The organism is Thauera sp. AutoDN2 (genome assembly GCF_051280715.1).
Classification (GTDB): Bacteria; Pseudomonadota; Gammaproteobacteria; order Burkholderiales; family Rhodocyclaceae; genus Thauera.
Genome location: NZ_JBNCAR010000001.1, coordinates 87,234 through 110,452, shown reverse-complemented (window position 1 = coordinate 110,452; position 23,219 = coordinate 87,234). Strand labels below are relative to the sequence as shown.

Here is a 23,219-nt window from a genome sequence, read left to right as displayed (position 1 = left end):
GGGGGGACGGACACATGGATCTTCAAACTATGACCTACCTGGTGGTGGGCGCGTCCTTCGCGCTCTACATCGGGATCGCAATCTGGGCGCGCGCAGGCAGCACCAGCGACTTCTACGTCGCCGGCGGCGGTGTGCACCCGGTCACCAACGGCATGGCAACGGCCGCTGACTGGATGTCGGCTGCGTCCTTCATCTCCATGGCCGGCCTGATCTCCAACATGGGCTACGGCGGCTCGCTGTTCCTCATGGGCTGGACCGGCGGCTACGTGATTCTGGCCATGTGGCTGGCGCCGTACCTGCGCAAGTTCGGCAAGTTCACCGTGCCCCAGTTCATCGGCGACCGCTTCTACTCGAAGACGGCCAGCACGGTGGCGGTGGTCTGCCTGCTGGTGGCCTCGATCACCTACGTGATCGGCCAGATGACTGGCGTCGGCGTGGCCTTCTCCCGCTTCCTGGGCGTGAGCAACGAGACCGGCATCTACCTCGGCATGGGCATCGTGTTCGCCTACGCGGTGTTCGGCGGGATGAAGGGCATCACCTACACCCAGGTGGCCCAGTACATCGTGCTGATCCTGGCCTACACCATTCCGGCGATCTTCATCTCCCTGAACCTGACCGGCAACTTCCTGCCGCAGCTGGGTCTGGGCGGTTCGCTGGTCGGCACCGACACCACCCTGCTCGAGCGCCTGAACCAGGTCGTGGTCGACCTCGGCTTTGCCGAGTACACCACCTCGGTGCCGGGTAGCAAGCTGAACATGTTTGTCTACACGGTGTCGCTGATGATCGGTACCGCCGGTCTGCCGCACGTCATCATCCGCTTCTTCACGGTGCCGAAGGTTTCCGACGCCCGTTACTCCGCAGGCTGGGCGCTGGTCTTCATCGCCATCCTGTACACCACCGCGCCCGCTGTTGCCGCGATGGCCAAGTACAACCTGCACAAGACGGTCAACGTCGCGATCGAAGCCAACGGCGACCTGTACGCCGCGGAGTCGAGCCTCAAGTACGACGAGCGTCCGGACTGGATGTCGCGTTGGGAGAAGACCGGCCTGCTGAAGTGGGAAGACAAGAACGGCGACGGTCGCATCCAGTACTACAACGACAAGACCAAGAACGCCGACGTGCTGGCCAAGGCCGAGCAGGCTGGCTGGAAGGGCAGCGAGCTGACGGTCAACGCCGACATCATGGTGATGGCCAACCCGGAAATCGCGCTGCTGCCGAACTGGGTGATCGCGCTGGTTGCCGCGGGCGGTGTGGCTGCTGCGCTGTCGACCGCTGCCGGTCTGCTGCTGGCGATCTCTTCGGCGGTGTCGCATGACCTGGTGAAGAACGTGTTCGCGCCCAACATGTCGGACAAGAACGAGCTGATGGTCGGCAAGATCTCGATGGTGTTCGCGATCGTGCTCGCCGGCTACCTCGGTCTGAACCCGCCGGGCTTCGCGGCCGGTACGGTGGCGCTGGCCTTCGGTATTGCGGCCTCGTCGCTGTTCCCCGCGATCATGATGGGCATCTTCTCCAAGAAGATGAACAAGGAAGGCGCGATCGCCGGCATGCTGTCCGGTCTGTTCGTGACCCTGTTCTACGTGTTCGCACACAAGGGCATCGTGTTCATCAAGGGCACCGAGTACCTCGACCTGATCGGTGGTGCGAACAGCTTCTTCGGCATCACGCCGGAAGCCTTCGGTGCGATCGGTGCGCTGGTGAACTTCATCGTCGCCTTCGCAGTGGATAAGGTCACGAAGGAGCCGCCGGAGCACATCCAGCACCTGGTGGAAGAAGTCCGCATCCCGCGTGGCGCCAAGGCGGTGGATGGCGCGCACTAAGCAGTTCGCAGCATGAACCCGGTCCGTCACCCTCGGGTGGCGGCGGGAACGAAAGCCCCGCCTGCGTCTCTCGATGGCGGGGCTTTCCATTTTGTGGCACCTTGCCACAAGGGCTCCCGGCATCCGCGGCGCCCGCAGTGACTGGAGCAGCACATGGTTTTCGACATCAGCATGGCAGTGACCTGGATCCTCTTCCTGGCCCTGTTTCCGATCGCCTTTTTCTGGCTGCGGCGCGCCTGGCGCATCCTGGTCAAGCGCGATTTCTCCGAGGTTGCGCTCAAACGCGGCCTGCCCCCCGCCAATCCTGCGAAGTTCGCGCCCTTCACCGCGGTCATCAACCTCGTGTGCGGGGTGATCGTCGTGTTCGTGATCTTCGGCGTCGTTACCGCACGGCTCGACTACGACACCTGGAGTTCGACCGCAGGCATCACGATCTGGAGCAAGTTCCTGCTCGACTTCATCCTCAGCCGTCACGCGCACCCGATCGAATGGGGGCGCAAGAAGAAGGCGGCCGACGAATCGGCCGTCTCGCAGGGAAAGTAAGACAGGGTCAGCAATCTGCCGCGCGTGCCGGCATGCGCGGCACGCGCCTGTGAGGCCCAGTCTGCCCATGAGCCCCGGGCTGGGCGTTCCTCCGCGATGCGGTCGTTCAGCGCCGCCCGTCGACGCGGAAGCGTCGATCCATGCGATTCATCACGGTCACGTAGACCACGATGATCACGAGATACACGATCAGCGCACCCTGGGCGAAGATGTAGAAGCCGAGCGGAAAACCCAGAAACTCGATCTGGTTGAGCGCCTCCGCGTAAAAGCCGGCGACGAAGGTGGTGCCGAACCACAACGTGAGCAGCGCGAGCGTCAGCCACAGGTTGCGGCGCCAGTAGGCGCGTTGCAGGTCGGATCGGTTCATGGTTGCTTGCGCGGCTTCTGCGATGTCGGCCGGCCCGGTTGCCCGAGCCGGCGCTGCGGGCTCAGTGCGCGCCGTTTTCGCCACCATTGGCGTGGGCACGCGCGAGTTCGGATTGTACGTCCTGCGGCGCGGGCTCGTGACCGCCTGCTTCGAGCACGAATTCGCTTTCCCCCGCGCAGATCGCCTTCAGCCGGCTCTCGAAGCCTTCGAGCGCCGCCATCGGTACACGCGCCGAGATCAGCGTCCATCCGGGCGCCGGGCTGTCGGTGGCGGTGAGGCGGCCGCGCCGGCCGGCGAGCTCGGCGCTGACTTCACCGAACAGCGCGTCCGCCACCTTCACCTGTACGTCGAGCAGGGGTTCGAGCACCACGGGTCGCGCCGCGAGCACGGCTTCGATCAGTGCATGGCGGCCTGCGGTGACGAAGGAGACCTCGTTCGAATCCACCGCGTGATGCTTTCCGTCCGTGACCACGACGCGGAGGTCCTGTAGCGGGAAGCCGGCCAACGCCCCCTCGGAGAGGGCCTGGCGCACACCCTTTTCGACCGCAGGCATGAAGTGGGTCGGAATGGTGCCACCCTTGACCTCGTCGCCCAGCTCGATGCCGGCGCCGCGCGTCAGCGGCTCCACCCGCAGGGCCACTTCACCGAACTGGCCGGCGCCGCCACTCTGCTTCTTGTGGCGGTAACGCGCCTCGGCGACGACCGTAATCGTCTCACGATACGGAATACTGGGTGTCGCCGTGTCGAGCTGCAGGTTCCAGCGTGCCGACAACTCGTCGAGCACGATCTTCAGGTGTTGCTCGCCCAGACCGCGCACGACGGTACGCCGGTTGCGGCTGTCGAAGCTGACCTCCAGGCACGGATCCTCTTCCATCAGCCTCGCCAGCGCTTCGGACAGCTTCTGCTCGTCGGCGGGCTTGCGCGTCATCAGCGCGAGCCCGAACACCGGCTGCGGCCAGGCGGCGGGCGCGAGGTGGTAATAATCCTCGTCGTGGGAGTCGTGCAGCACGGCGTCGCGGCAGACCCCGTCCACGCGCGCTACCGCACACAGATCGCCCGGAACCGCGAGCGTGCTCTCCACCGTGTTCTTGCCTTGCATGCGGAGCAGGTGCGCTACCTTGAACGGCTTGCGCCCATCGCCCACGTAGAGCAGCGAGTTGGGTGTGACCTGTCCCTGATGGACGCGGAACATGCCTAGCTTGCCGCGATAGGGGTCGTTGGCGATCTGGAAGACATGGGCGACGACGTGGCGTTCGGGATCGAGCGCGAGTTTCACCGCCTCGGCCGCGGCGCCTTCACCCTTGAGGAAGGCGGGCGGGTTGCCCTCGGTGGGGTCGGGTGCGAGCTTGCCGAGGATGTCGAGCAGTTCGCGCACGCCTGCGCCGCTGCGCGCGGAGACGAAGCACACGGGCACCAGATGGCCTTCGCGCAAGGCCTGCTCGAAGGGCGCATGCAGCTGCTCGGGGTCGAGGGATTCGCCCTGCTCGAGGTACTTCGCCATCAGATCCTCGTCCAGCTCGACGACCTGGTCGACGATCGCGTCGTGCGCGGCGGAGGGGCTGGAGAAGGCGGTGGCCGCGGCATTGTCGGGGGCGAAGAAGCAGTCGATCACGTGGTTGCCGTCGGCGGAGGGCAGGTTGATCGGCAGGCATTCGCGACCGAAGGCGGCCGCGATTGAATCCATCAGGGCGCCGAGGTCGGTGCCAGCCGCATCGATCTTGTTGACCACGATCATGCGGCACTTGCCTTGCGCGGCGTCCATCATGCGCTGCGTCCCGCTCTCGATGCCAGCGGCGGCGTTGATCGTGACCAGGGCGGTGTCGACGGCGGGCAGGGCAACGAGTGCGCGACCGGCGAGGTCAGGCAGGCCCGGGGTGTCGAGCAGGTTGATCCAGTGTCCCGCCCACTCGAGGTGGACCAGTGCCGAATGCAGGGAGTGGCCCATGGCCTTCTCCTGCGGGTCGAAATCCGCGACAGTGTCGCCGCGCTCGACGCTGCCCGGTGCGTTGATCTCGCCGGCGGCAGCGAGCAGGGCTTCGACCAGGGTGGTTTTGCCGCTGCCGGTATGGCCGAAGAGGGCCAGGTTGCGGATGTCGTGAACCGAACTGGGTGTCATCATGGACCTCGCTTTTCTTGTTTGTGCGGGATGCCCTCAAGTGTCCGCTTGCTTTGATCCGAAGGCAATGCGCGCGCTCGGTCGAATGCTCGTCGGCGCTACGCTTCGGGTCAGGCGCTACGCAGTCGGGTGATGCGGGTGAAGAGGATGGCGCTCAGCGGCAGCGCGAGCCCGATCAGCGTGACGGTGATCAGCATGGCGCCGAGTTCGCCGTAGTCTGCGGGCGTGGTGACCGCGCCCGTCACCGCATCCTTCACTTCGCGCGTAATCGTGTACAACTGGTTGAGGTACTTGGTGCCCAGTTGTGAGGCCGACAGCGCGAGGTTGGTGAAGGACGCCATCACCGCGAAGAAGGTGGCCTTGAGGTGCGGCGGCGCGGAGTTTGCGATCCACGCCAGCATTGGCACCATCGAAACCTGTCCGAGCGGGGATTCGAGCGCAGTGTTGGCGATCGCGATGAAGCGCGCGTCGACCACGCCGCCAGTGTGCGCCGCGGTCCAGTCGTGCAGGCCGTGGAACATCCCGATGATCGGGAGCGAAAGCAGTGTGCTGGCGACGGTGAGGAAGATCACGATGTCGGCGATCGACTTCTCGGCCATGAAGCGGCGGAACAGGAACAGGCCGGCGAGTGTGAGCGTGCTGGTGATGAGGTCCAGCCGCGACAGGAAGCTCTGGTCGAAGCCGAGCGCGTCGATCATCCACCAGCTCGCCCCGGCGCCCGGGCCGGGCAGGGCGCGGAAGGCGAAGATGATGATCACCGTGCCAAGCAGGGTGCGCGCGGCCTCGGGCGAGAGTTCGCGCAGCAGGCGGCTGATCATGACGCCGATGATCGCGAACGAGGTGGCGAAGATCACCTCCTGGCCGTACTTGAAGCCCGACAGCCCGATGCCGATGGTGAGGGCGACGAAGACCGCGCTGCCACCGAGGATCCACCAGTTGGGCGCGGTCTTCCCTTCCGGGGCGTGGAGCAGGCGGTCGATCTCGGCGCCGCTGCGCCCGAGTGCGGCGAGCCGCCGGGCCTCGCGGCGCTTGAGGAAGCCGCCGAGCAGCACACCGCTGACCGACAGCAGCGGGATGATCAGCGCGAGCTCGTAGATGCGGAGGTAGATCGCGACCTTGTCGGCCTCGGGCAGGTTCTCGGAGCCCTGGAACATCGCTACGTTGGCGAGCGACACCAGCACCGTGCCGCCGATGATCGCCACCCGGCCGAGCATCTGCATGGTGGTGTGCATCAGGCGGATGGTCTCCGGTGCAATCGGATCGCCGCGGGCGTCCAGGCGCGGCACCGCCTCCACCGTCATCGCGTCGGCTACCGCGTCCTGCATCACGTAGCCCACCGGTGACAGCAGCACCGACAGCACGAACCAGGCCTCGATCGGCATCACCGCGCGCATCGCGTCCGGGCTGCCGATGAGCCCGATCATGATCAGCAGGCTGGCGGCGATCAGGCTGGCGCCGAGGTAGACCAGCCCAGCCTTGTGTCGCCACATGAGGTCCACCAGGTGGCCGATGGGCATCTTCAGCGCCCACGGGATGCCTGCCCAGAAGCCGAGCGCGGCGAGGAAGGCGGCCGACAGGCCAAGGTAGTCCTTGACGAAGAAGGTGCCGACGATGCCGGTGAGGCCGGATACCCCCGCCGCGCAATACACCATCAGCGGCGGCAGGTAGGAGAGCCGCATCTCGCGGCCGAGTTCGAGCAGGTTGCGGTCGATCCAGCGGTAGATGGCGTGCAGCACTCGGTCGGTCTCGCGGCTGGGGTTAGGTTGCGTTTGGGGTGGGTCCGGGTTCTGCGGGGGCTCGCGGGCCCTGGATGGGATCAGCCCGCGAACAGGCGCTCCACCCAAGGCATGATCCAAGGCAGGGACAGCGCCGTGACCAGACCGTTCAGTCCCATCGCCAGCGCGGCGAAGGCGCCTGCCTGCTCGCTGACCTGGAATGCGCGGGCGGTGCCGATGCCGTGCGAGGCGATGCCGATTGCGAAACCATGCACCGCGTGGTCGCCCACATGCAACCGGCGCAGGATGGCACGCCCGAACACCGCACCGATGATGCCGGCGCTGATCACCAGCACCGCGGTGAGCGAGGGCAGGCCACCGATGCGCTCGGCTACGCCCATGGCGATGGGTGTGGTGACGCTTTTGGGGGCGAGCGACATCAGCGACTCGCGGCTGCCACCGAGCAGTGCGCCGATGCCCCAGGCCGAGAGCGCGGCGGTGAGTGAACCCGCGACGAGTGCGACCAGCAGCGGCGCGGCCATGGCCTTGAGTTTGGGCCATTGGGCGTAGAGTGGAATTGCCAGCGCCACGGTGGCTGGGCCGAGCAGGAAGTGTACGAACTGCGCTCCGTCGAAGTAGGTCTGGTAGGGCGTGCCGGTCGCCAGCAGCAAGGTGGCCAGGATGGCCACGCTGATCAGCACCGGGTTGGCGATGGGGTGGAAGCCGGCGCGCCTGTAGATCCAGAACGCGGCCTGATAGGCGAGCAGGGTGAGCGTGAGCCCGAGCAGCGGCGAGGCGGAGAGATAGACCCAGATCTCCTCGAGGTTCGGGTTCATTGGCGATTCTCCACCGTCGGCTTGCGCCCGCGCGTGAGCGCCTTCAGTACCAGCGCGGTCACCGCGATCGCGAGAAAGGTGCTGACGAAGAGCGATACCAGCAGCGGCAACCACTCGGCAGCGATGCGGTCTCCGTAGAGCACGATGCCGGTGCCGGCCGGCACGAACAGCAGCGACAGGTGCTGCAGAAGCTGGCCTGCCGTCTGGCGCAGGTTCTCGCCCGGTCCCCCGCGCAGCATCAGCGCGAGAAAGAGCAGGGCCATGCCGATCACCGGGCCGGGGATGGGCAGCGCGAAGCCGCGAGCGATCACCTCGCCCGCAAGCTGAAAGACGAGAAGCATAGTCAGGGCGGCGATCATCGCGAGGGCTCCGGGCGAGGACTGGGTCGAGTGTCGTAACGAGGGGGCGTGACGATCATCGTGATTGGGGCGGCGGCGAGTGCGGTGTCGAGCGTGAACGGCGGTGCGGTGTGCGACCGGATGAAGGCGACAGGCTACAGCAGCCCGTGCCCGAGGGTGCGCACAAGGATGCCGACCGTAGCGCCGAGCGCAGCGGGTTTCCACACCGCCGCCACGCGCCGGCCCGCCGAGATCAGCACCGCGACGCCAGCGACGTCGAAGGGATGGATCAGGAAGCCCGCGCTCGCGTTGAGCGTGGCCACCGTGGTTTCGCCGTTCTTGAGCAGTTCGTCCATCACGCCCATCATCGCCGTGCCGCCGGCGATGTATTTGGTCAGCGTAAGCAGGATCAGCGCCGGGTCGAGATCGAAGGCGCGCAGCAGCGGGGTGAGCAGGGTGGTGAGCAGGTCGATGCCGCCGGTGGTGCGCAGCACCATCACCGCCACTAGCGCCAGCACCAGCATCGGGATGGCGCCGACCGAGATCTTGAAAGCCTCTGCGCCGGCGCGGTTGATCACGTCCAGTACGCCCTTGGCATCGTCGGCGATGCGGTGGTGCAGGGTCTCGTCCACCGTCGTCTCGACGTTCGAAAGCTTGCGACCGAAGACGTGGAAGGTCACGGCGGCCGCCACCAGGCCGCCAATGGCTGACAGCAGCAGCGCCGGACCGAAGGCCAGCCCCATCGCCGCCATCGGAAAGGTTACGTTGGCCTGCGCCATGGCCATCACCATCGCCAGCGTGGCGGCAAGGTGCCGGTCGGAGGCGCCGCGGCCTTCCATCATGGTCAGGGTCGCCACGGGGGCAGCGAAGCTGACGAAGTGAATCTGCAGCGCGGCGAAGACACCCAGACCGGTCAGCCCAGCCGGGCGCAGCAGGGGCGCCAGCCGGGCCACCAGCCAGTCGAGGATGCCGCGCGCCTCGAGCAGTCGCATCAGCGACAGCATGACGACCATGATTGGCAGCAGGATAAAGAGCGAGAGTTCGACCGCCGAGCGGCCGGCCTGGAGGATGATCTGCGTCAGTTGATCCATGCTTGTCCGAAGCCCCCGGTTGTGAAACATTCGGCGTGTGCGGCCTCAGCCTTGCCCCGCACGCCCCCTGCGACGGAAGACGCGTACGCCGCCGAGCACGCCCACGACCAGCAGGCCGATGCCTGCTGCCTCGCCCGCCGTGGGCCAGCGGCCATACCAGAGAAACGCATAGAGTAGCGCCGACAGGGTCTCGAACACGATCAGCTGGCCGACCAGGGCGGCTGGCAGCAGATGGCTGGCCTTGTTCCATAACAGGGTCCCGAGCCAGGATGCGGCCAGGCCCAGCAGCAAGCTCATCAGCACGAAGCGTATCGGCTGCGGCCCGAGCGGCCAGTCGTAGGCTGGCGCCCCGGCGCCCAGGTTGTTCCAGATCCAGTAGCCTGCGCCCGCAAGCAGGGCGACCGGCAGCGTGGCCAGTCCCTGCGCCGTGGCCCAGGCGCGCGACAGGCCGGGGCCGCGCGCGCGCAGCCAGCGACTGTTGCGGATCGGGTACCAGGTCCAGCATGCCAGCGCAATGAGCGCGAACACGAGGCCCAGGGCGTAGCGGCCCTCGGTTGCGGCCTGCTGCCCGCCGCCCGAGTGCACTGCGAGCAGGCCGGCGAGGATCAGTGCGAGCGGCATGCCGAGCTGCAGCCAGGGCACGCTGTCCTCGCCGCCGCCGCGCCGGCGGTCGAGCAGGTTGGCGCTGATCGCGATGACGACCGGCAGCGTGCCGATGATCAGGGTCGGTACGGGTGCGCCGGCGAACTGGATCGCGCTCGACAGCGTGGCGTAATAGAGCAGGTTGCCGATCAATGCGAGCTTGGCCGCTTCCAGCCAGTCGGCGCGGGTGAGGCGGGCGAGAGCTGCGCGGTCGAACCAGGCCAGCCCGAGCGCGAGCACGCCGAAGGCCAGGTAGCGTCCCACTGCGAGCATGAAGCCGGGGTAATCGGCAAGCACGAGCGGGGTCAGGAACACCAGCCCCCATAGCAGACCGGCGCCGAGCGCGGCGGACAGGCCGACCAGCATCGCGTTCAGAGCGTCTTGCCGAAGTAGTACACCGTCAGCAGCCCGCCGACGGTGATGATGAAGCGCCGCAGCCAGATCGCAGGCAGCCTGCGCGCCATCGCCGCGCCCCAGTAGCCGCCGAGGGTTGCGGTGAAGAGCATCACCAGGGTGTGGGGCCAGGATACCGCGTTCGCGATCACGAACGTGCCCACCGCGACGCTGTAGATTACCGCGGAGAGCCAGTTCTTGAGCGCGTTGATCTCGTGCACGTCCTTGAAGCCCTGGATCGCAAGCGCGGCGATCATCAGGATGCCCATGCCGGCACCGAAGAAGCCGCCATAGATCGACACCACAAGCTGGAAAGCGTAGCCGCCTGGTCCGATGTGGCGCTCATCCGTCCCGGCAGGCGCAGGCTTCCATTTCTTGACGAGCGCGGAGATCTGCGTGCTGAAGGCGAAGAGTACGGTGGCGATCAGCAGCAGCCAGGGGATCAGTTGCGCGAAGGCCGCGTTGGAGGTCGCAAGCAGCAGCAGGCCGCCAGCGATGCCCCCTACGAAGGCGACCACGGACAACATAGGCAGGCTTTTCGAGAAGCGCTTCAGTTCGCGCCGGAAGGCCCAGGCCCCTGCGAGGCTGCCGGGCCACAGCGACACCGAGTTGCTGGCATTGGCGATTACGGGTGGCACGCCGATTGCGAGCAGGGCCGGAAACGAAAAGAAGGTGCCGCCGCCGGCGACTGAGTTCACCGCACCAGCGGCAAATGCAGCGATGCCGATGAGGGCGATGTCGAAAAAGTCGAGGCCGAGCATGTGAAGTTTCGAATGGGGCAGGGTGCAGCGGTACGCACACGGGAGAGCGGCGTCGCGGACGCTTTCGGCGCGGCTACCGCAAGGGGATTCCCTTGCGGTGCTGCGTTCTTGGATGCGGGCTTGTCTCCTCCGCCCTTCGATGACGCCCATTCTAGTAGAGTTGTATTCAGAAAAATAGAATCGTCTGATAATTTTGCTTATGGCAAAGGGCGTTGTGCGGGCTTGGGGGCGTGTGTCTTGGTGAGGCCGTCCCGTGCGTCCCACCGCAGCCTCCCTGGGGAGTAATGAAACCGGGCGGATCACGTGCTACAAGTCCGGACAGTCTATGTGCTCCCTACAATTTGCGTTTATGGTGTTGCTGCCGACCGGGATCCGGGGTAAGATCCGCGCCCTTAGCCGGTGTAGCTCAGTTGGTAGAGCAGCGCATTCGTAATGCGAAGGTCGGGGGTTCGACTCCTCTCACCGGCACCAGAATCAAGCAAAAGGGCCCGTCATCACTGACGGGCCCTTTTGCTTGCCGCCTCTGGCGGAGTGCATCGAGGATGTGCGGTTCGTCAGCGGTGGCTGCGTAACTCGCTTTTCGGGGTGTCGAACAGCCCCAGGATGCCGCTGAAGGCGTTGGCGCTTACCGCGGGATCGTAGCGCGCGAACAGCGCTTCCTGCTTCTTGCGCGCGGCTGCGGGCTGTTCGTGAAGAATCGCCTCGCGTTCGGCCATGATCTCCTCGCACATCCGGCGCGTGACAAACAGGAAGGGAATGGGGTGAAACAGGCCGTCGCCCTTTTCGGTATGAAAGCGTGGCATGGTCATCGCGTGCTCCTCCTTGTAACCGCGGTCGCGGTTCGCGCCTCCCTTTGGTTCAGGGAGTTCGTGGTTCGGTTCATTCTTGCTCGAATTATCTCAGCACTTCTCCCTCGTGGCTGTGCGCTGGTTCGCGGTGGGCGCTGGATTGCAGACCTTCAGGACGCACTGCGATCTGACAGCCCCTCATGGTGATGTTGACGTTAACGTAAACGCAAACTATGTTCTCTACCGGTCGCCCAGACAAAGGGGCGAGTCTGGAGTCTTTGAACGGAGAGGGTGCGAATGCAGATCGAGAATGGCGTTTTCGTGGTGACGGGTGGTGGTTCTGGCTTGGGTGCCGCGACGGCCCGCATGCTGGTCGAGGCTGGGGCGAAGGTGGTGCTTGCCGATGTGAACAAGGAAGCTGGCGAGGCACAGGCGGTGGCACTTGGCGATGCCGCTGTGTTCGTCGTGACCGATGTGGCCGATGCGGCCAGCGCGAAGGCCGCGATCGATACCGCGGTGAGCCGATTCGGCCGTCTGACCGGTCTGGTGAACTGCGCCGGCGTGGCGCCGGCCGAAAAGGTCGTTGGGCGTGAGGCGCCGCACAAGCTCGAGAGCTTCGCGCGCACGGTCTCGATCAATCTGATCGGCACCTTCAACATGCTGCGCCTTGCGGCAGATGTGATGAGCAAGGCCGAGCCCGACGCAGGCGGCGAGCGCGGCGTGATCATCAACACCGCATCGGTTGCCGCCTACGATGGTCAGATCGGGCAGGCTGGTTATGCATCGTCCAAGGCGGGCGTGGTCGGGCTCACCCTGCCGGTCGCGCGCGAGCTCGCGCGCTACGGCATCCGCGTCATGACGATTGCGCCAGGCATCATGGAAACGCCCATGTTGATGGGCATGCCGCAGGAGGTGCAGGATGCGCTCGGAAAGATGGTGCCGTTCCCTTCCCGCCTAGGCAAGCCCGCGGAGTACGCTGCGCTGGTGCGCCATATCGTCGAGAACGCCTACCTCAACGGTGAGGTGATCCGTCTCGACGGCGCAATCCGCATGGCGGCGAAGTAAGTTCTTCTGGCGTTGCTGCGCACGCGTTCGAACGCGCGCGCAGCAACCTCATGTTGCAGTGCAATGGCCGGGTCGGGAGAAATGTGCTAAAACCCGTGCTCCTTCACGACCCGCCCCGGGGTGCAGCGCGCGCCGGGGCGGTTTCTCATTGCCGCACATGATGCCCGCCGAACACACTGCTCCCGTGGCCAGCGAGGCCGTTGATACCGACTGCTATCACTGCGGTCTGCCCATTCCGTCCGACACGGATCATTACGTGCGCATCGACGGCCGCAGCCGGCGCATGTGCTGTGTCGGCTGCGAGGCCGTGGCGCAGTCCATCGTGGACAATGGCCTGGTCGACTACTATCGCCACCGCGACGCGATGCCCGAGACGCGCCGCGAGGCCATGCCTGCCGAGCTCCAGGAGCTCGGGCTGTTCGACCACCCCGACTTCCAGAAGAGCTTCGTGCGGCCCGTGGGCGAGCACGAACGCGAGGCTTCGCTGATTCTCGAGGGCATTACCTGCGCGGCCTGCGTGTGGCTCAACGAAAATCATGTTGCACGCCTTCCCGGCGTGTCGGCGATCCAGATCAACTACGCGACCCGGCGCGCCCGCGTGCGCTGGGATGAGCGCAGGATCAAGCTTTCCGACATCCTCGCCGCGATCCAGGGCATCGGCTATCGTGCCTATCCCTACGACGCAGAGCGCTCGGAGCAGGTCGCGAACCGCGAGCGCCGCTCGATGCTGTGGCGGGTGTTCGTCGCCGGCTTCGGCATGATGCAGGTCATGATGTACGCCTTCCCCGTCTATGTGGCGGGCGAGGGCGACATGAGCTGGGACATCGAGCTGTTGCTGCGCTGGGCGAGTTTGCTCCTGACCCTTCCGGTGGTGCTGTATTCGGCAGCGCCCTTCTTCCAGCGTGCGTGGCGAGATGTGCGCCTGCGCCGGCTGGGGATGGATGTTCCGGTGGCGGTCGGGGTCGGCAGCGCCTTCCTCGCCAGCCTTTGGGCGACGCTGACCGACGGGCCGGAGGTGTACTTCGACTCGGTGACCATGTTCGTGTTCTTCCTGCTCGGTGGGCGCTACCTCGAGATGGTGGCCCGCCAGCGCGCGATGCGCGGCGTGGAGGAGCTCGGCAAGGCGCTGCCTTCCTTCGCCGAGCGCGTCGAGGGCTGGCCCGCCAGCGCAGTGGGCGAGAGAGTGCCGACTTCGCAGTTGGTGCCCGGTGACGTGCTGCGGGTGCGCCCGGGAGAGGTGTTCCCGGTCGATGGGGTGGTGCTCGAGGGTGAGGGTGAGGCGAATGAAGCCCTGCTCACCGGCGAGAGCATGCCGGTCCCCAAGCGTCCGGGCGACCGGCTGACCGGAGGCAGCATCAACGTTTCCTCGCCGCTGCTGCTGCGGGTGGAGCAGGTGGGCGATGCGACGCGGCTTGCGGCCATTCGCAGGCTCATGGAGCGCGCGGCCAGCGACAAGCCGCGCATAGCCACGCTGTCGGATCATGTAGCCGCCTGGTTCATCGTCACCCTGCTGGTGCTGGCGAGCGGGACCGGCGTGGCCTGGTACATGGTCGACCCGGATCGGGCTCTGTGGATCTTCGTCTCCGTGCTGGTCGTGGCGTGTCCGTGCGCGCTGTCGCTGGCGACACCGACTGCGCTCACGGTCGCGACCGATGCCATGGCGCGCCTGGGCGTGCTGGTCACGCGGGGACATGCGATCGAAACCCTGGCGAAGGCCAATCACTTTGTGTTCGACAAGACCGGTACGCTCACCCACGGCCGCATGCGCCTGGAGGAGGTGCTGCCGCTCGGGGCACACGAAGGCCGTGCAGTGCTGGTGCTTGCGGCGGCGCTGGAGCAAGGCTCCGAGCATCCGGTAGCGGCTGGCTTGCGCGAGGCGGTCGAAGGTGACCGCCTGCCGGTGGCGGTGGATGTGCGCGCCGAAACCGGTCAGGGTATGGTCGGCACCGTGGCCGGTGAGAAGATGTGGATCGGTCGTCCAGACTATGTGGCCCGGTCCACGGGGCTCGAGTTGCCCGGGGCGCTGGATGCGTTCGCTGTGCGGGGCGGAACGGTGGTGGCGCTTGGTACCGCATCGGCTTGGCTGGGTGCCTTCCGCCTCGCAGACCAGGTGCGCGACGAGGCCCCGCTGCTGATGCGCCGACTTGGCGGGGAGCGCATGCACACTAGCATGCTCTCCGGTGATGCGGAGACGGTCGTTGCCGACATGGCGCGGCAACTCGGCATCGAGGATGCGCGCGGGGGGCTCAGTCCGCAGGGCAAGCAGGAGGCCATCGCGGCAATGCAGAAGGATCGCAACGCAATCGTGGCGATGGTGGGGGATGGGGTAAACGATGCGCCGGTGCTGGCGCAGGCGCATGTGTCCATCGCGATGGGTGGCGGCACCGACCTTGCGCGCAACCAGGCCGACATCGTGCTGCTCAGCGAAAACCTGTCCAGCCTCGGCCGCAGCATCGACCTCTCGCGCAAGACTTTGCGGATCATCCGGCAGAACCTGTGGTGGTCGTTCGCGTACAACTTCACCTCGGTGCCGCTGGCCATGGCCGGCCTGGTGACGCCCTGGATGGCAGGCATCGGCATGGCGGCGAGTTCGCTGCTGGTGGTGCTCAACGCCATGCGCCTGCAGCGTGTGCCGGCCGCGCGTTGAGTGTGCGAGGAAAACAGCATGGAAAGCCTCTATCTCCTGATTCCCCTCTCGGTCGTGCTGGTGTTCGTCATTGGCGTGCTGTTCTGGTGGTCCCTGCGCAGCGGTCAGTATGACGACCTGGAGGGGCCGGCCTACCGTTTGCTGATGGATGATCGCGATGAAGCGCCGGTGGATGAGAAAGCCCCCGTCGATAGCCGGCATGAGCTGCCGGAGGATGGAGAGAAACAGCACGACAACCGGGGGTAGGGGCTGATAAATGTTGATCTAGGTCAACATCGGGTTTTGGGTCCGCGGCACAATACGACCCATGGTGAGTTTTGCGGCAAAGGCTGTGAAGGCCGCAACACCCGGGTTTTTTGTCTCTCTGTTGGGGTTGGGGGTGCGTGAATGCGCACCCTTTTTTTTGGGGTCCGGGTGGGGTGTCCGGACACGCTTGCACCTGGCTTTGGAGTTGGTCTAGGTCCAAGTTTCTCTTCCTCACCTGGCTCGCCTGAAATACAATGTTGATCTATGTCAAATGGCCCGATCATGCTGAAGTTAGGCTGATTCGGCTGGGCAAGAAGCGCGGCGTCGGGAGCTGCCGCGCCGGGGTCGGTTTTTAAAACGAAGAGGTGACTCACATGCAATCGCAAGCGACTTATAACTACAAAGTCGTGCGCCAGTTCGCCATCATGACGGTGGTGTGGGGCATCGTGGGCATGCTGGTCGGCGTCATCGCCGCAGCACAGCTCGTGTGGCCAGAACTGAACGTGCACGAATTCCTGCATTTCGGCAGGCTCCGTCCGCTGCACACCAACGCGGTGATCTTCGCGTTCGGTGGTTCGGCGCTGTTTGCGACGTCGTACTATGTCGTGCAGCGCACCTGTCACACCACGTTGTTCTCTCCCGGTCTGGCGGCGTTTACCTTCTGGGGCTGGCAACTGGTGATCGTGCTCGCTGCGATCACGCTGCCCCTGGGCTATACGTCCTCCAAGGAATATGCCGAGCTCGAGTGGCCGATCGACATCCTGATCGCGATTGTCTGGGTGTCCTATGCCGTGGTTTTCTTCGGCACCATCGCCAAGCGCAAGGTTTCGCACATTTATGTGGCGAACTGGTTCTTCGGCGCTTTCATCCTTACCGTGGCGTTGTTGCACATCGTCAATAGTGCAGCGATCCCTGTCTCGCTCTTCAGCATGAAGTCCTACTCGGCCTATGCGGGCGTGCAGGACGCGATGGTCCAATGGTGGTACGGCCACAACGCGGTCGGTTTCTTCCTGACCGCAGGCTTCCTCGGCATGATGTATTACTTCGTGCCGAAGCAGGCCGACCGTCCGGTGTATTCCTACCGTCTGTCGGTGGTGCACTTCTGGGCGCTGATCTTCACCTACATGTGGGCCGGTCCGCACCATCTGCACTACACCGCGCTGCCTGACTGGACCCAGTCCGTCGGCATGGTGTTCTCGCTGATCCTGCTCGCGCCGTCCTGGGGTGGCATGATCAACGGCATCATGACCCTGTCGGGTGCCTGGCACAAACTGCGCACGGACCCGATCCTGAAGTTCCTGGTCACCTCGCTGTCCTTCTACGGCATGTCGACCTTCGAAGGCCCGATGATGTCGATCAAGACGGTCAACGCGCTGTCGCACTACACCGACTGGACCGTCGGCCACGTGCACTCCGGTGCGCTCGGCTGGGTCGCGATGATCTCCATCGGCTCGGTGTACTTCCTGCTGCCGCGCCTGTACGGCAAGAGCGAGATGTACAGCGTCAAGCTGATCAATGCCCACTTCTGGATCGCGACCATCGGTATCGTGCTCTACATCGCGTCGATGTGGATCTCGGGCGTGATGCAGGGGCTGATGTGGCGCGCGACCAATGCGGACGGCACGCTTACGTATTCCTTCGTGGAATCGGTCAAGGCCAGCTACCCGTTCTGGACCATCCGCTTCATCGGTGGTGCGATGTTCCTCGGCGGCATGCTGATCATGTTCTACAACATGGTGAAGACCATCGCCGGCCAAAAGGCCTATGACGCCCCGGTGCTCGCGCCTGCGGCTGCCCACGCCTGATCGGAGAACAACAACATGGCTCAATCCAAACACGAAAAGATCGAACGCAACGTATTCCTCATGATCGTGTTCACGCTGCTTACCGTCAGCGTGGGCGGTCTGGTGGAGATCGTGCCGCTGTTCTTCCAGCACTCGACCACTACCGCGATCGATCAGAAGGGCAATGCACTCGACGTCAAGCCGTACGATCCGGTTCGCCTCGTTGGCCGCGACATCTATGTGCGCGAAGGCTGCTACAACTGCCACTCGCAGATGATCCGTCCGTTCCGCGCCGAGACCGAGCGGTACGGCCACTACTCGGTGGCGGGCGAGTTCATCTACGACCACCCGTTCCAGTGGGGCTCCAAGCGCACCGGTCCGGATCTGGCGCGTGTGGGCGGTCGCTACTCGGACGAGTGGCAGCGTGTTCACCTGCTCAACCCGCGTGACGTGGTGCCCGAGTCGAACATGCCGGCCTTCCCCTGGCTGGATCGTCCGATCCAGGGCGACGACATCCAGGACCGCATGCGTGCGCTCAACAAGGTGGGTCTGCACAAGTACAGCGACGAAGAGATCGCCGCGGCACCTGCTGCACTCGAGGGCAAGACCGAACTCGACGCCATCGTGGCCTACCTGCAGGGCCTCGGTACCGCGATTTCCCACTTTCGATAAGGAGGGCGTGCGCCGTGGATATCAACGACATCCGGAGCTTGCTCACCGTTCTGGGGCTGCTGTGCTTCCTGGCCATCGTCGCCTGGGCTTACAGCAAGCATGCCAAACCGGGGTTCGACGCTGCGGCGCGCCTGCCTCTGAGCGATGACGACCTGCCGGCCCGGGGCGGCCGGCAAGACCAAGAGGAAAAGAAAAATGGCTGACTTTATCAGCGGTTTCTGGAACATGTATGTGATGGTCCTCGTGGCCCTCTCCATCCTGTTCTGTGTGTTCGTGCTCGTGTCGAACATGACCCGGCGCGAGAAGGGGCCGGTCGAGTTGCACGGTCACGTGTGGGATGAGTCGCTGGCGGAGTACAACAACCCGCTGCCGCGCTGGTGGATGTATCTGTTCTGGATCACCATCTTCTTCGGCATCGGCTATCTCGCGATCTACCCGGGCTTCGGCTCCTTCAACCAGCACCGCGGGCAGTGGGCGCAGTACGACGCCGAAATGCGGGCGGGCGAAGAGCGCTTCGGCCCTGTGTTCGCGAAGTATCGCGAGATGGACGTGATGGCGGTGGCGGCCGAGCCCGAAGCCGTGGCGATGGGGCAGCGCCTGTTCCTGACCTACTGCCAGCAGTGCCACGGTGCCGCGGCACAGGGTGCCAAGAGCTTCCCGAACCTGACCGACGGCGCGTGGCTGTGGGGCGGCGAGCCGGACAACATCCGCGAGACCATCACCAACGGCCGCAACGGCATCATGACGCCGTTCGGCGCGGTGCTGGGTTCGGACGGTGTGAAGGACGTTGCCAACTACGTCCGTTCCATGAACGGGCTGGCGCACGATTCGCTGCGCGCTCAGCGTGGCAAGGATCTGTTCGACACCAACTGCATCGCATGCCACGGTGCGGATGCCAAGGGCAACCCGATGCTCGGCGCGCCCAACCTGACCGACAACAACTGGCTCTATGGCTCGACCGAGTCGACGATCATCGAGACCATCACCCATGGCCGCAACAACAAGATGCCGGCTTTCGGTGATTTCCTCGGCGAGGACAAGGTTCATATTCTCACGGCCTACGTGCTGAGCCTGAACAAGAAGTGATCGTTTCAAGCAGGGTGTAGTCCAGCCCCGGGAGGAGGGGGTCCTCCCGGGGTTTCCATAACAATAAAAAGAACAAAAAACACTGGTACAAAGGCCATGCACAGCCCATCCCCTGAACCGCGCAAGACGCAGCAAGCAGACTCTTCCCAGGACACGCTTTACGCTGCCCGCAAGAAGCTCTTCGTCCGTTCCGTGACCGGCATTTTCGCCAACTGGCGCTGGGCGCTGGTGTGGATCACGCAGATCATCTTCTACGGCCTGCCCTGGCTGAGTTGGAACGACCGCCAGGCCGTCCTGCTCCATCTCACCGAGCGCAAGTTCTACATCTTCGGCTGGGTGTTCTGGCCGCAGGACGTGTTCTTCCTCGCCATACTGCTCATCATCTCGGCCTACGCGCTGTTCTTCTTCACCGCGATCGCCGGCCGCCTGTGGTGCGGCTACGCCTGTCCGCAGACGGTCTATACCGAGATCTTCATGTGGATCGAGCAGAAGATCGAAGGCGACCACGTCCGCCGTCAGAAGCTGGACCAGGCGCCGATGAGCGCCGGGAAGGCGCTGCGACGCGGTGCGAAGTACCTGGTCTGGATCCTGGTGTCCTTGTGGACCGGGTTTACCTTCGTTGCCTATTTCTCTCCGTTGAGCGAACTGCTCGCGTCCGTGACGTCTTTCAATTTCGGGCCGTGGGAAACGTTCTGGATCCTGTTCTACGGTGGCTTCACCTACCTCTTCGCCGGTGTCATGCGCGAGCAGGTGTGCAAGTACATGTGCCCGTACGCGCGTTTCCAGGCGGTGATGTTCGATCCGGACACCCTGGTCATCACCTATGACGAGGCGCGCGGCGAGCCGCGCGGCACGCGGAAGAAGGGCATCGACCCGCGTGCCGTCGCCAAGGGAGACTGCATCGATTGCGGCATCTGCGTGCAGGTGTGCCCGACCGGGATCGACATCCGTGATGGGCTGCAGTACGAGTGCATCGGCTGTGCCGCATGTATCGATGCGTGCGACCAGGTCATGGACAAGATGAACTATCCGCGCGGCCTCATCCGTTACTCCACCGAGAATGCGATGAAGAACCGCTGGGGCCGCAAGGAGATCATCGCGCATGTGCTGCGTCCCCGTACCCTCATCTACGGCGGCATCCTGATTCTGATTTGCCTTGCCTTCGTGTGGGGGCTTGCAGCGAGGGAGCCGCTACGCATGGATGTCCTGCGCGACCGCTCGTCGCTTGGGCGTGAGGTTGAAGGCGGAATGATCGAGAACGTCTATCAGTTGCAGGTCATGAACATGACCGAAGCGGCGCGCAGCTTCCGTCTCGAGGTGTCGGGCCTGCCGGGTATCCGTCTGGGCGGCAGCGAACAGATCCAGGTCGCGCCCGCCGCGGCGCAGTCGGTGACAATGCAGGTGCTGGTGCCCTACGACCAGGGGCAGCCCGGTGCCAACACGATTCACTTCCAGGTCACTGCCGAGGATGATCCTTCGCTGACCCTGAAGGAACAGACCACCTTCCTGATTCCGCGCTGACATGTCCACTCACCAATCGACCGAGCATCCCGTCCAGCCCTGGTATCGTCAGGGCTGGCCCTGGTTCCTGATCATGTTTCCCGCCATCGCTGTGGTGGCGGGGATTGCCACCTTGGTGATCGCCGCCAGGACCTTTGACGGCATGGTGGTGGATGATTACTACAAGGAAGGTCGCGCGATCGTTCAGACGATCGGACGCGTCGAACATGCGCGTGAACTGGGCATGCGGGCGGCGCTCAAGGTGCGGAGCAGTTCGATCCGGGTCGAGCTCGGTGCGCGCGATGCAGCGAGCCTGCCCCAGCGCTTGCTGGTGACTGTTGCACACCCCACACGCGGCGGGCTCGATCAGGTCGTCATTGCCGAGCGCGCCGATGGGGCCTACGAGGCCCGGCTGGCACCGCTATCGACCGGGCGCTGGCTGTTTGTCATAGAAGATGAGACCCGAAGCTGGAGAATGGACGGGTCCGCATACCTCCCTGCAGAGACGGAGATCCTTATTGATCCGAACGTCTGATTTACCCACTGACTGCAGAGGAGTCACATCATGGCATGGGAGTTGTTGCTGACGAGCGATATTGGCTTGCTGAGCCTGTTCACCATCGTCTTCATTCTCGGTATGGCCCTTTACCTGTACCGCTTCGCCAAGCGTCATATGGCGGAGGACGAGCAGAAAACCCGGCTGGAGCGCGGTGGCTAGACTTGCCACGCCCCATAAGCAGAACGGCCCGCGATGCGGGCCGTTCTGCTTATGGGGCGTGGACAGCGCAGTGTTCAGCGGTACACGAGCACGGGGGTCTTGCTGTGCGTGAGCACCTTCTGCGTTTCGCTGCCCAGCAGCAGCCCTGCGATCCCGCGGCGGCCGTGCGAGGCCATGAAGATCAGGTCGCAGCCATGGCGGTCAGCGGCATCGATGATCGCTTCGTACGGGACTTCGTTCACGGCGGTGTCGGTTCCGGCAGCGACACCGGAGGCATCGGCCACACTCTTCGCCTTGGCGAGAATCGATTCGGCCTCCGCTGCCGCGGACTTCGCGAACTGCTCCGGCGTGGTGGGGTCGATCAGTGCACCTTCGCCGTAGATCGGCATCGGGAAATCGGGCTGTGCGTAGAAGAACGTGATGCGTGCGCCGGCTTCCTTGGCGAAGGATACTGCGCGGGCGACGGTGCTTTCGGACAGCGCCGAGCCATCGGTCGGGACGAGGATGTGCTGGAACATTACGGGGACTCCTTGTTGAGCGTTACGCGTCGATTATAGCGACGACTCGGTATCCATACCGATTGATCGTGATCAAACCGGCGTGCAATCCTGCGGGGCACAGTGTAGGCAGATGGAGGTGTTCCATGAAGCTGACTTTTTATGGTGCGGCAGGCGAGGTGACCGGGTCGTGCCTCCGGGTCGATCATGCGGGCGGGAGCTTCCTTGTCGATTGCGGCTTGTTTCAGGGCGGGCGTGAGGCCGATCGCAAGAACCGCGAGGCGTTGGACTTCGATCTTTCGCAGATCGACTTCGTGCTGCTCACGCACGCTCACCTCGACCATACCGGTCTCGTCCCCCGGCTGGTTTCGCTGGGGTTCAAGGGGCGGTTTCATGCGACCGCGGCGACGGTTGACCTGCTCGGCGTGATGCTTCTCGACTCTGCCCACATACAGGAGAAGGAAGCCGAGTGGGCCTTGCGCAATGCGCGCTCGCGCAAGGCACGGCGTGGCGCCGAGCAGGGGCCGCTCTACACGGTGGAACAGGCGCGGGCGAGCCTGCGCCGTCTGCATGCGGTCGACTACGGCGAGCCCGTCGTCCCCGGCAAGGGGGTCCGTTGCTGGTTCCGCGACGCCGGGCATATCCTCGGCTCGGCGATCATCGAGATCGACATCGAGGAGAAGGGCCACGCCCGGCGCCTGGTTGCCTCGGGCGACCTCGGCCAGCCGATGCGCCCGGTGTTGCAGGATCCGGCGCGAATTCGGGCCGCGGACTATCTCTGCATCGAGTCCACTTACGGCAACCGAGCGCACCGTCCTTTCCAGTCGACGCTGGATGAACTCGCCCAGGTGCTGCACCGGACGCTCGAAGTCGATGGCGGCAATGTGATCATTCCCGCATTCGCGGTGGGGCGCACGCAGGAGATCCTGTTCGTGCTCGCCGACCTCGTGCGCTCCGGGCGCGTGCCTCGCCTCGACGTGGTCGTCGACTCGCCCATGGCCTCGATGGTGACCGAACTCACCGTCCGTCATGACAACCTGTGGGACGACGAAACGCGCGAGCTCTACGCGTGGGTTCAGCATCATGCAGACCGATTCCACCTGCGCTTCGTCCAGGACGCGGAGGAGTCGATGGCGCTCAATGCGGTACAGGGCGGACTCGTTATCGTCTCGGCAAGCGGAATGTGCGACGCTGGGCGCGTCAAGCATCACCTGCGGCACAACATCGGGCGGCGAGAATGCGCGATCGTGATCGCCGGCTTTCAGGCGGCGGGCACGCTGGGGCGGCGGCTGGTCGATGGGGCCCGACAGGTGACGTTGTTCCGCGAGCGCATTCCGGTGCGTGCTCGCATCCATACGATCGGCGGGCTTTCGGCCCATGCCGACCAGCCGGCGTTGCTGCACTGGTTGCGCGGTTTCGAACGTCCGCCGCGCAGAACCTTCATCGTGCACGGCGAGGCTGCGGCCTCGGCGGCTTTCGCGGAAGCCATCGAGGGCGAGTTCGGCTGGCCTGAGGTGGCGGTGGCCGAGCCGCAGACGCCCTACACATTGGATTGAACGAAATGCAGAGGCAGACGACGATGGCGAACGCAAAC

At 64.8% G+C, this 23,219-nt stretch carries 23 protein-coding genes and 1 tRNA gene; 14 read left to right on the top strand and 10 right to left on the bottom strand.

Features of this window, described 5'->3' with window-relative positions:
- Window positions 1-14 precede the first annotated feature (14 nt).
- Entirely contained in the window at window positions 15-1,820 is a 1,806-nt protein-coding gene (locus ACPT9U_RS00455; RefSeq protein WP_435749530.1) for a sodium:solute symporter family protein, read from the top strand.
- A gap of 153 nt (window positions 1,821-1,973) precedes the next feature.
- The gene (locus ACPT9U_RS00450; protein WP_418363489.1) at window positions 1,974-2,363 is read left to right on the top strand and encodes a hypothetical protein; all 390 of its coding nucleotides are present in this window, start codon (window positions 1,974-1,976) and stop codon (window positions 2,361-2,363) included.
- Window positions 2,364-2,469: 106 nt separating this feature from the next.
- Here ACPT9U_RS00450 and ACPT9U_RS00445 read toward each other — a convergent pair whose 3' ends face one another.
- From ACPT9U_RS00445 to ACPT9U_RS00410, 8 genes are all read right to left on the bottom strand, one after another.
- Complete coding sequence (locus ACPT9U_RS00445) at window positions 2,470-2,730, bottom strand: DUF4212 domain-containing protein (protein ID WP_418363488.1); 261 nt, start codon at window positions 2,728-2,730, stop codon at window positions 2,470-2,472.
- Between the two features lie 61 nt (window positions 2,731-2,791).
- Entirely contained in the window at window positions 2,792-4,846 is a 2,055-nt protein-coding gene (fusA, locus tag ACPT9U_RS00440) for an elongation factor G (protein WP_435749631.1), read from the bottom strand.
- A 110-nt stretch (window positions 4,847-4,956) separates the two neighbouring features.
- The gene (locus ACPT9U_RS00435; RefSeq protein ID WP_418363487.1) at window positions 4,957-6,582 is read right to left on the bottom strand and encodes a hypothetical protein; all 1,626 of its coding nucleotides are present in this window, start codon (window positions 6,580-6,582) and stop codon (window positions 4,957-4,959) included.
- 80 nt (window positions 6,583-6,662) lie between these two features.
- Window positions 6,663-7,397, bottom strand: coding sequence for an LrgB family protein (locus tag ACPT9U_RS00430; protein WP_418363486.1), 735 nt, complete (start codon window positions 7,395-7,397; stop codon window positions 6,663-6,665).
- Window positions 7,394-7,756 carry a CidA/LrgA family protein gene (locus ACPT9U_RS00425; RefSeq protein WP_435749529.1) on the bottom strand — a complete coding sequence of 121 codons (363 nt, stop codon included), beginning with the start codon at window positions 7,754-7,756 and terminating at the stop codon, window positions 7,394-7,396. The genes ACPT9U_RS00430 and ACPT9U_RS00425 overlap by 4 nt, the downstream gene beginning before the upstream one ends.
- Window positions 7,757-7,890: 134 nt before the next feature.
- Complete coding sequence (locus tag ACPT9U_RS00420; protein WP_435749528.1) at window positions 7,891-8,826, bottom strand: nucleoside recognition family protein; 936 nt, start codon at window positions 8,824-8,826, stop codon at window positions 7,891-7,893.
- A 45-nt stretch (window positions 8,827-8,871) separates the two neighbouring features.
- On the bottom strand, window positions 8,872-9,834 hold the full coding sequence (locus tag ACPT9U_RS00415; RefSeq protein WP_435749527.1) for a DMT family transporter: 963 nt from the start codon (window positions 9,832-9,834) through the stop codon (window positions 8,872-8,874).
- A 5-nt stretch (window positions 9,835-9,839) separates the two neighbouring features.
- The gene (locus tag ACPT9U_RS00410) at window positions 9,840-10,622 is read right to left on the bottom strand and encodes a sulfite exporter TauE/SafE family protein (protein ID WP_435749526.1); all 783 of its coding nucleotides are present in this window, start codon (window positions 10,620-10,622) and stop codon (window positions 9,840-9,842) included.
- 395 nt (window positions 10,623-11,017) lie between these two features.
- On the opposite strand from ACPT9U_RS00410, the gene ACPT9U_RS00405 reads away from it, so the two are divergent.
- A tRNA-Thr gene (locus ACPT9U_RS00405) sits at window positions 11,018-11,093 on the top strand.
- An 83-nt stretch (window positions 11,094-11,176) separates the two neighbouring features.
- On the opposite strand, the gene ACPT9U_RS00400 is transcribed toward ACPT9U_RS00405, so the two are convergent.
- On the bottom strand, window positions 11,177-11,431 hold the full coding sequence (locus ACPT9U_RS00400; RefSeq protein WP_418363481.1) for a hypothetical protein: 255 nt from the start codon (window positions 11,429-11,431) through the stop codon (window positions 11,177-11,179).
- A gap of 276 nt (window positions 11,432-11,707) precedes the next feature.
- Between ACPT9U_RS00400 and ACPT9U_RS00395 the strand changes: the two genes are divergently transcribed.
- The 10 genes from ACPT9U_RS00395 (at window position 11,708) to ACPT9U_RS00350 (ending at window position 21,128) form a co-directional block, all read left to right on the top strand.
- On the top strand, window positions 11,708-12,475 hold the full coding sequence (locus ACPT9U_RS00395; RefSeq protein WP_418363480.1) for a 3-hydroxyacyl-CoA dehydrogenase: 768 nt from the start codon (window positions 11,708-11,710) through the stop codon (window positions 12,473-12,475).
- Between the two features lie 157 nt (window positions 12,476-12,632).
- On the top strand, window positions 12,633-15,122 hold the full coding sequence (locus tag ACPT9U_RS00390; protein WP_435749525.1) for a heavy metal translocating P-type ATPase: 2,490 nt from the start codon (window positions 12,633-12,635) through the stop codon (window positions 15,120-15,122).
- An 18-nt stretch (window positions 15,123-15,140) separates the two neighbouring features.
- A complete protein-coding gene (gene ccoS / locus ACPT9U_RS00385; protein ID WP_435749524.1) occupies window positions 15,141-15,368 on the top strand; it encodes a cbb3-type cytochrome oxidase assembly protein CcoS in 228 nt (75 codons plus the stop codon).
- 374 nt (window positions 15,369-15,742) lie between these two features.
- Window positions 15,743-17,173 (top strand): cytochrome-c oxidase, cbb3-type subunit I, encoded by a 1,431-nt coding sequence (gene ccoN, locus ACPT9U_RS00380; RefSeq protein ID WP_418363477.1) that lies wholly within the window; start codon window positions 15,743-15,745, stop codon window positions 17,171-17,173.
- A 15-nt stretch (window positions 17,174-17,188) separates the two neighbouring features.
- Window positions 17,189-17,824 carry a cytochrome-c oxidase, cbb3-type subunit II gene (ccoO, locus tag ACPT9U_RS00375; RefSeq protein ID WP_418363476.1) on the top strand — a complete coding sequence of 212 codons (636 nt, stop codon included), beginning with the start codon at window positions 17,189-17,191 and terminating at the stop codon, window positions 17,822-17,824.
- Between the two features lie 14 nt (window positions 17,825-17,838).
- Window positions 17,839-18,027, top strand: coding sequence for a cbb3-type cytochrome oxidase subunit 3 (locus tag ACPT9U_RS00370; RefSeq protein ID WP_418363475.1), 189 nt, complete (start codon window positions 17,839-17,841; stop codon window positions 18,025-18,027).
- Entirely contained in the window at window positions 18,020-18,910 is an 891-nt protein-coding gene (ccoP, locus tag ACPT9U_RS00365; RefSeq protein ID WP_418363474.1) for a cytochrome-c oxidase, cbb3-type subunit III, read from the top strand. The genes ACPT9U_RS00370 and ccoP overlap by 8 nt, the downstream gene beginning before the upstream one ends.
- A 96-nt stretch (window positions 18,911-19,006) precedes the next feature.
- Window positions 19,007-20,431, top strand: coding sequence for a cytochrome c oxidase accessory protein CcoG (gene ccoG / locus ACPT9U_RS00360; RefSeq protein ID WP_418363473.1), 1,425 nt, complete (start codon window positions 19,007-19,009; stop codon window positions 20,429-20,431).
- Window position 20,432: 1 nt separating this feature from the next.
- The gene (locus ACPT9U_RS00355) at window positions 20,433-20,945 is read left to right on the top strand and encodes a FixH family protein (protein ID WP_418363472.1); all 513 of its coding nucleotides are present in this window, start codon (window positions 20,433-20,435) and stop codon (window positions 20,943-20,945) included.
- 30 nt (window positions 20,946-20,975) lie between these two features.
- A complete protein-coding gene (locus ACPT9U_RS00350) occupies window positions 20,976-21,128 on the top strand; it encodes a DUF3149 domain-containing protein (RefSeq protein WP_418363471.1) in 153 nt (50 codons plus the stop codon).
- Window positions 21,129-21,202: 74 nt separating this feature from the next.
- On the opposite strand, the gene ACPT9U_RS00345 is transcribed toward ACPT9U_RS00350, so the two are convergent.
- Entirely contained in the window at window positions 21,203-21,646 is a 444-nt protein-coding gene (locus tag ACPT9U_RS00345) for a universal stress protein (protein WP_418363470.1), read from the bottom strand.
- Between the two features lie 125 nt (window positions 21,647-21,771).
- On the opposite strand from ACPT9U_RS00345, the gene ACPT9U_RS00340 reads away from it, so the two are divergent.
- Window positions 21,772-23,181 (top strand): MBL fold metallo-hydrolase RNA specificity domain-containing protein, encoded by a 1,410-nt coding sequence (locus ACPT9U_RS00340; protein ID WP_418363469.1) that lies wholly within the window; start codon window positions 21,772-21,774, stop codon window positions 23,179-23,181.
- Window positions 23,182-23,219: the final 38 nt, after the last annotated feature.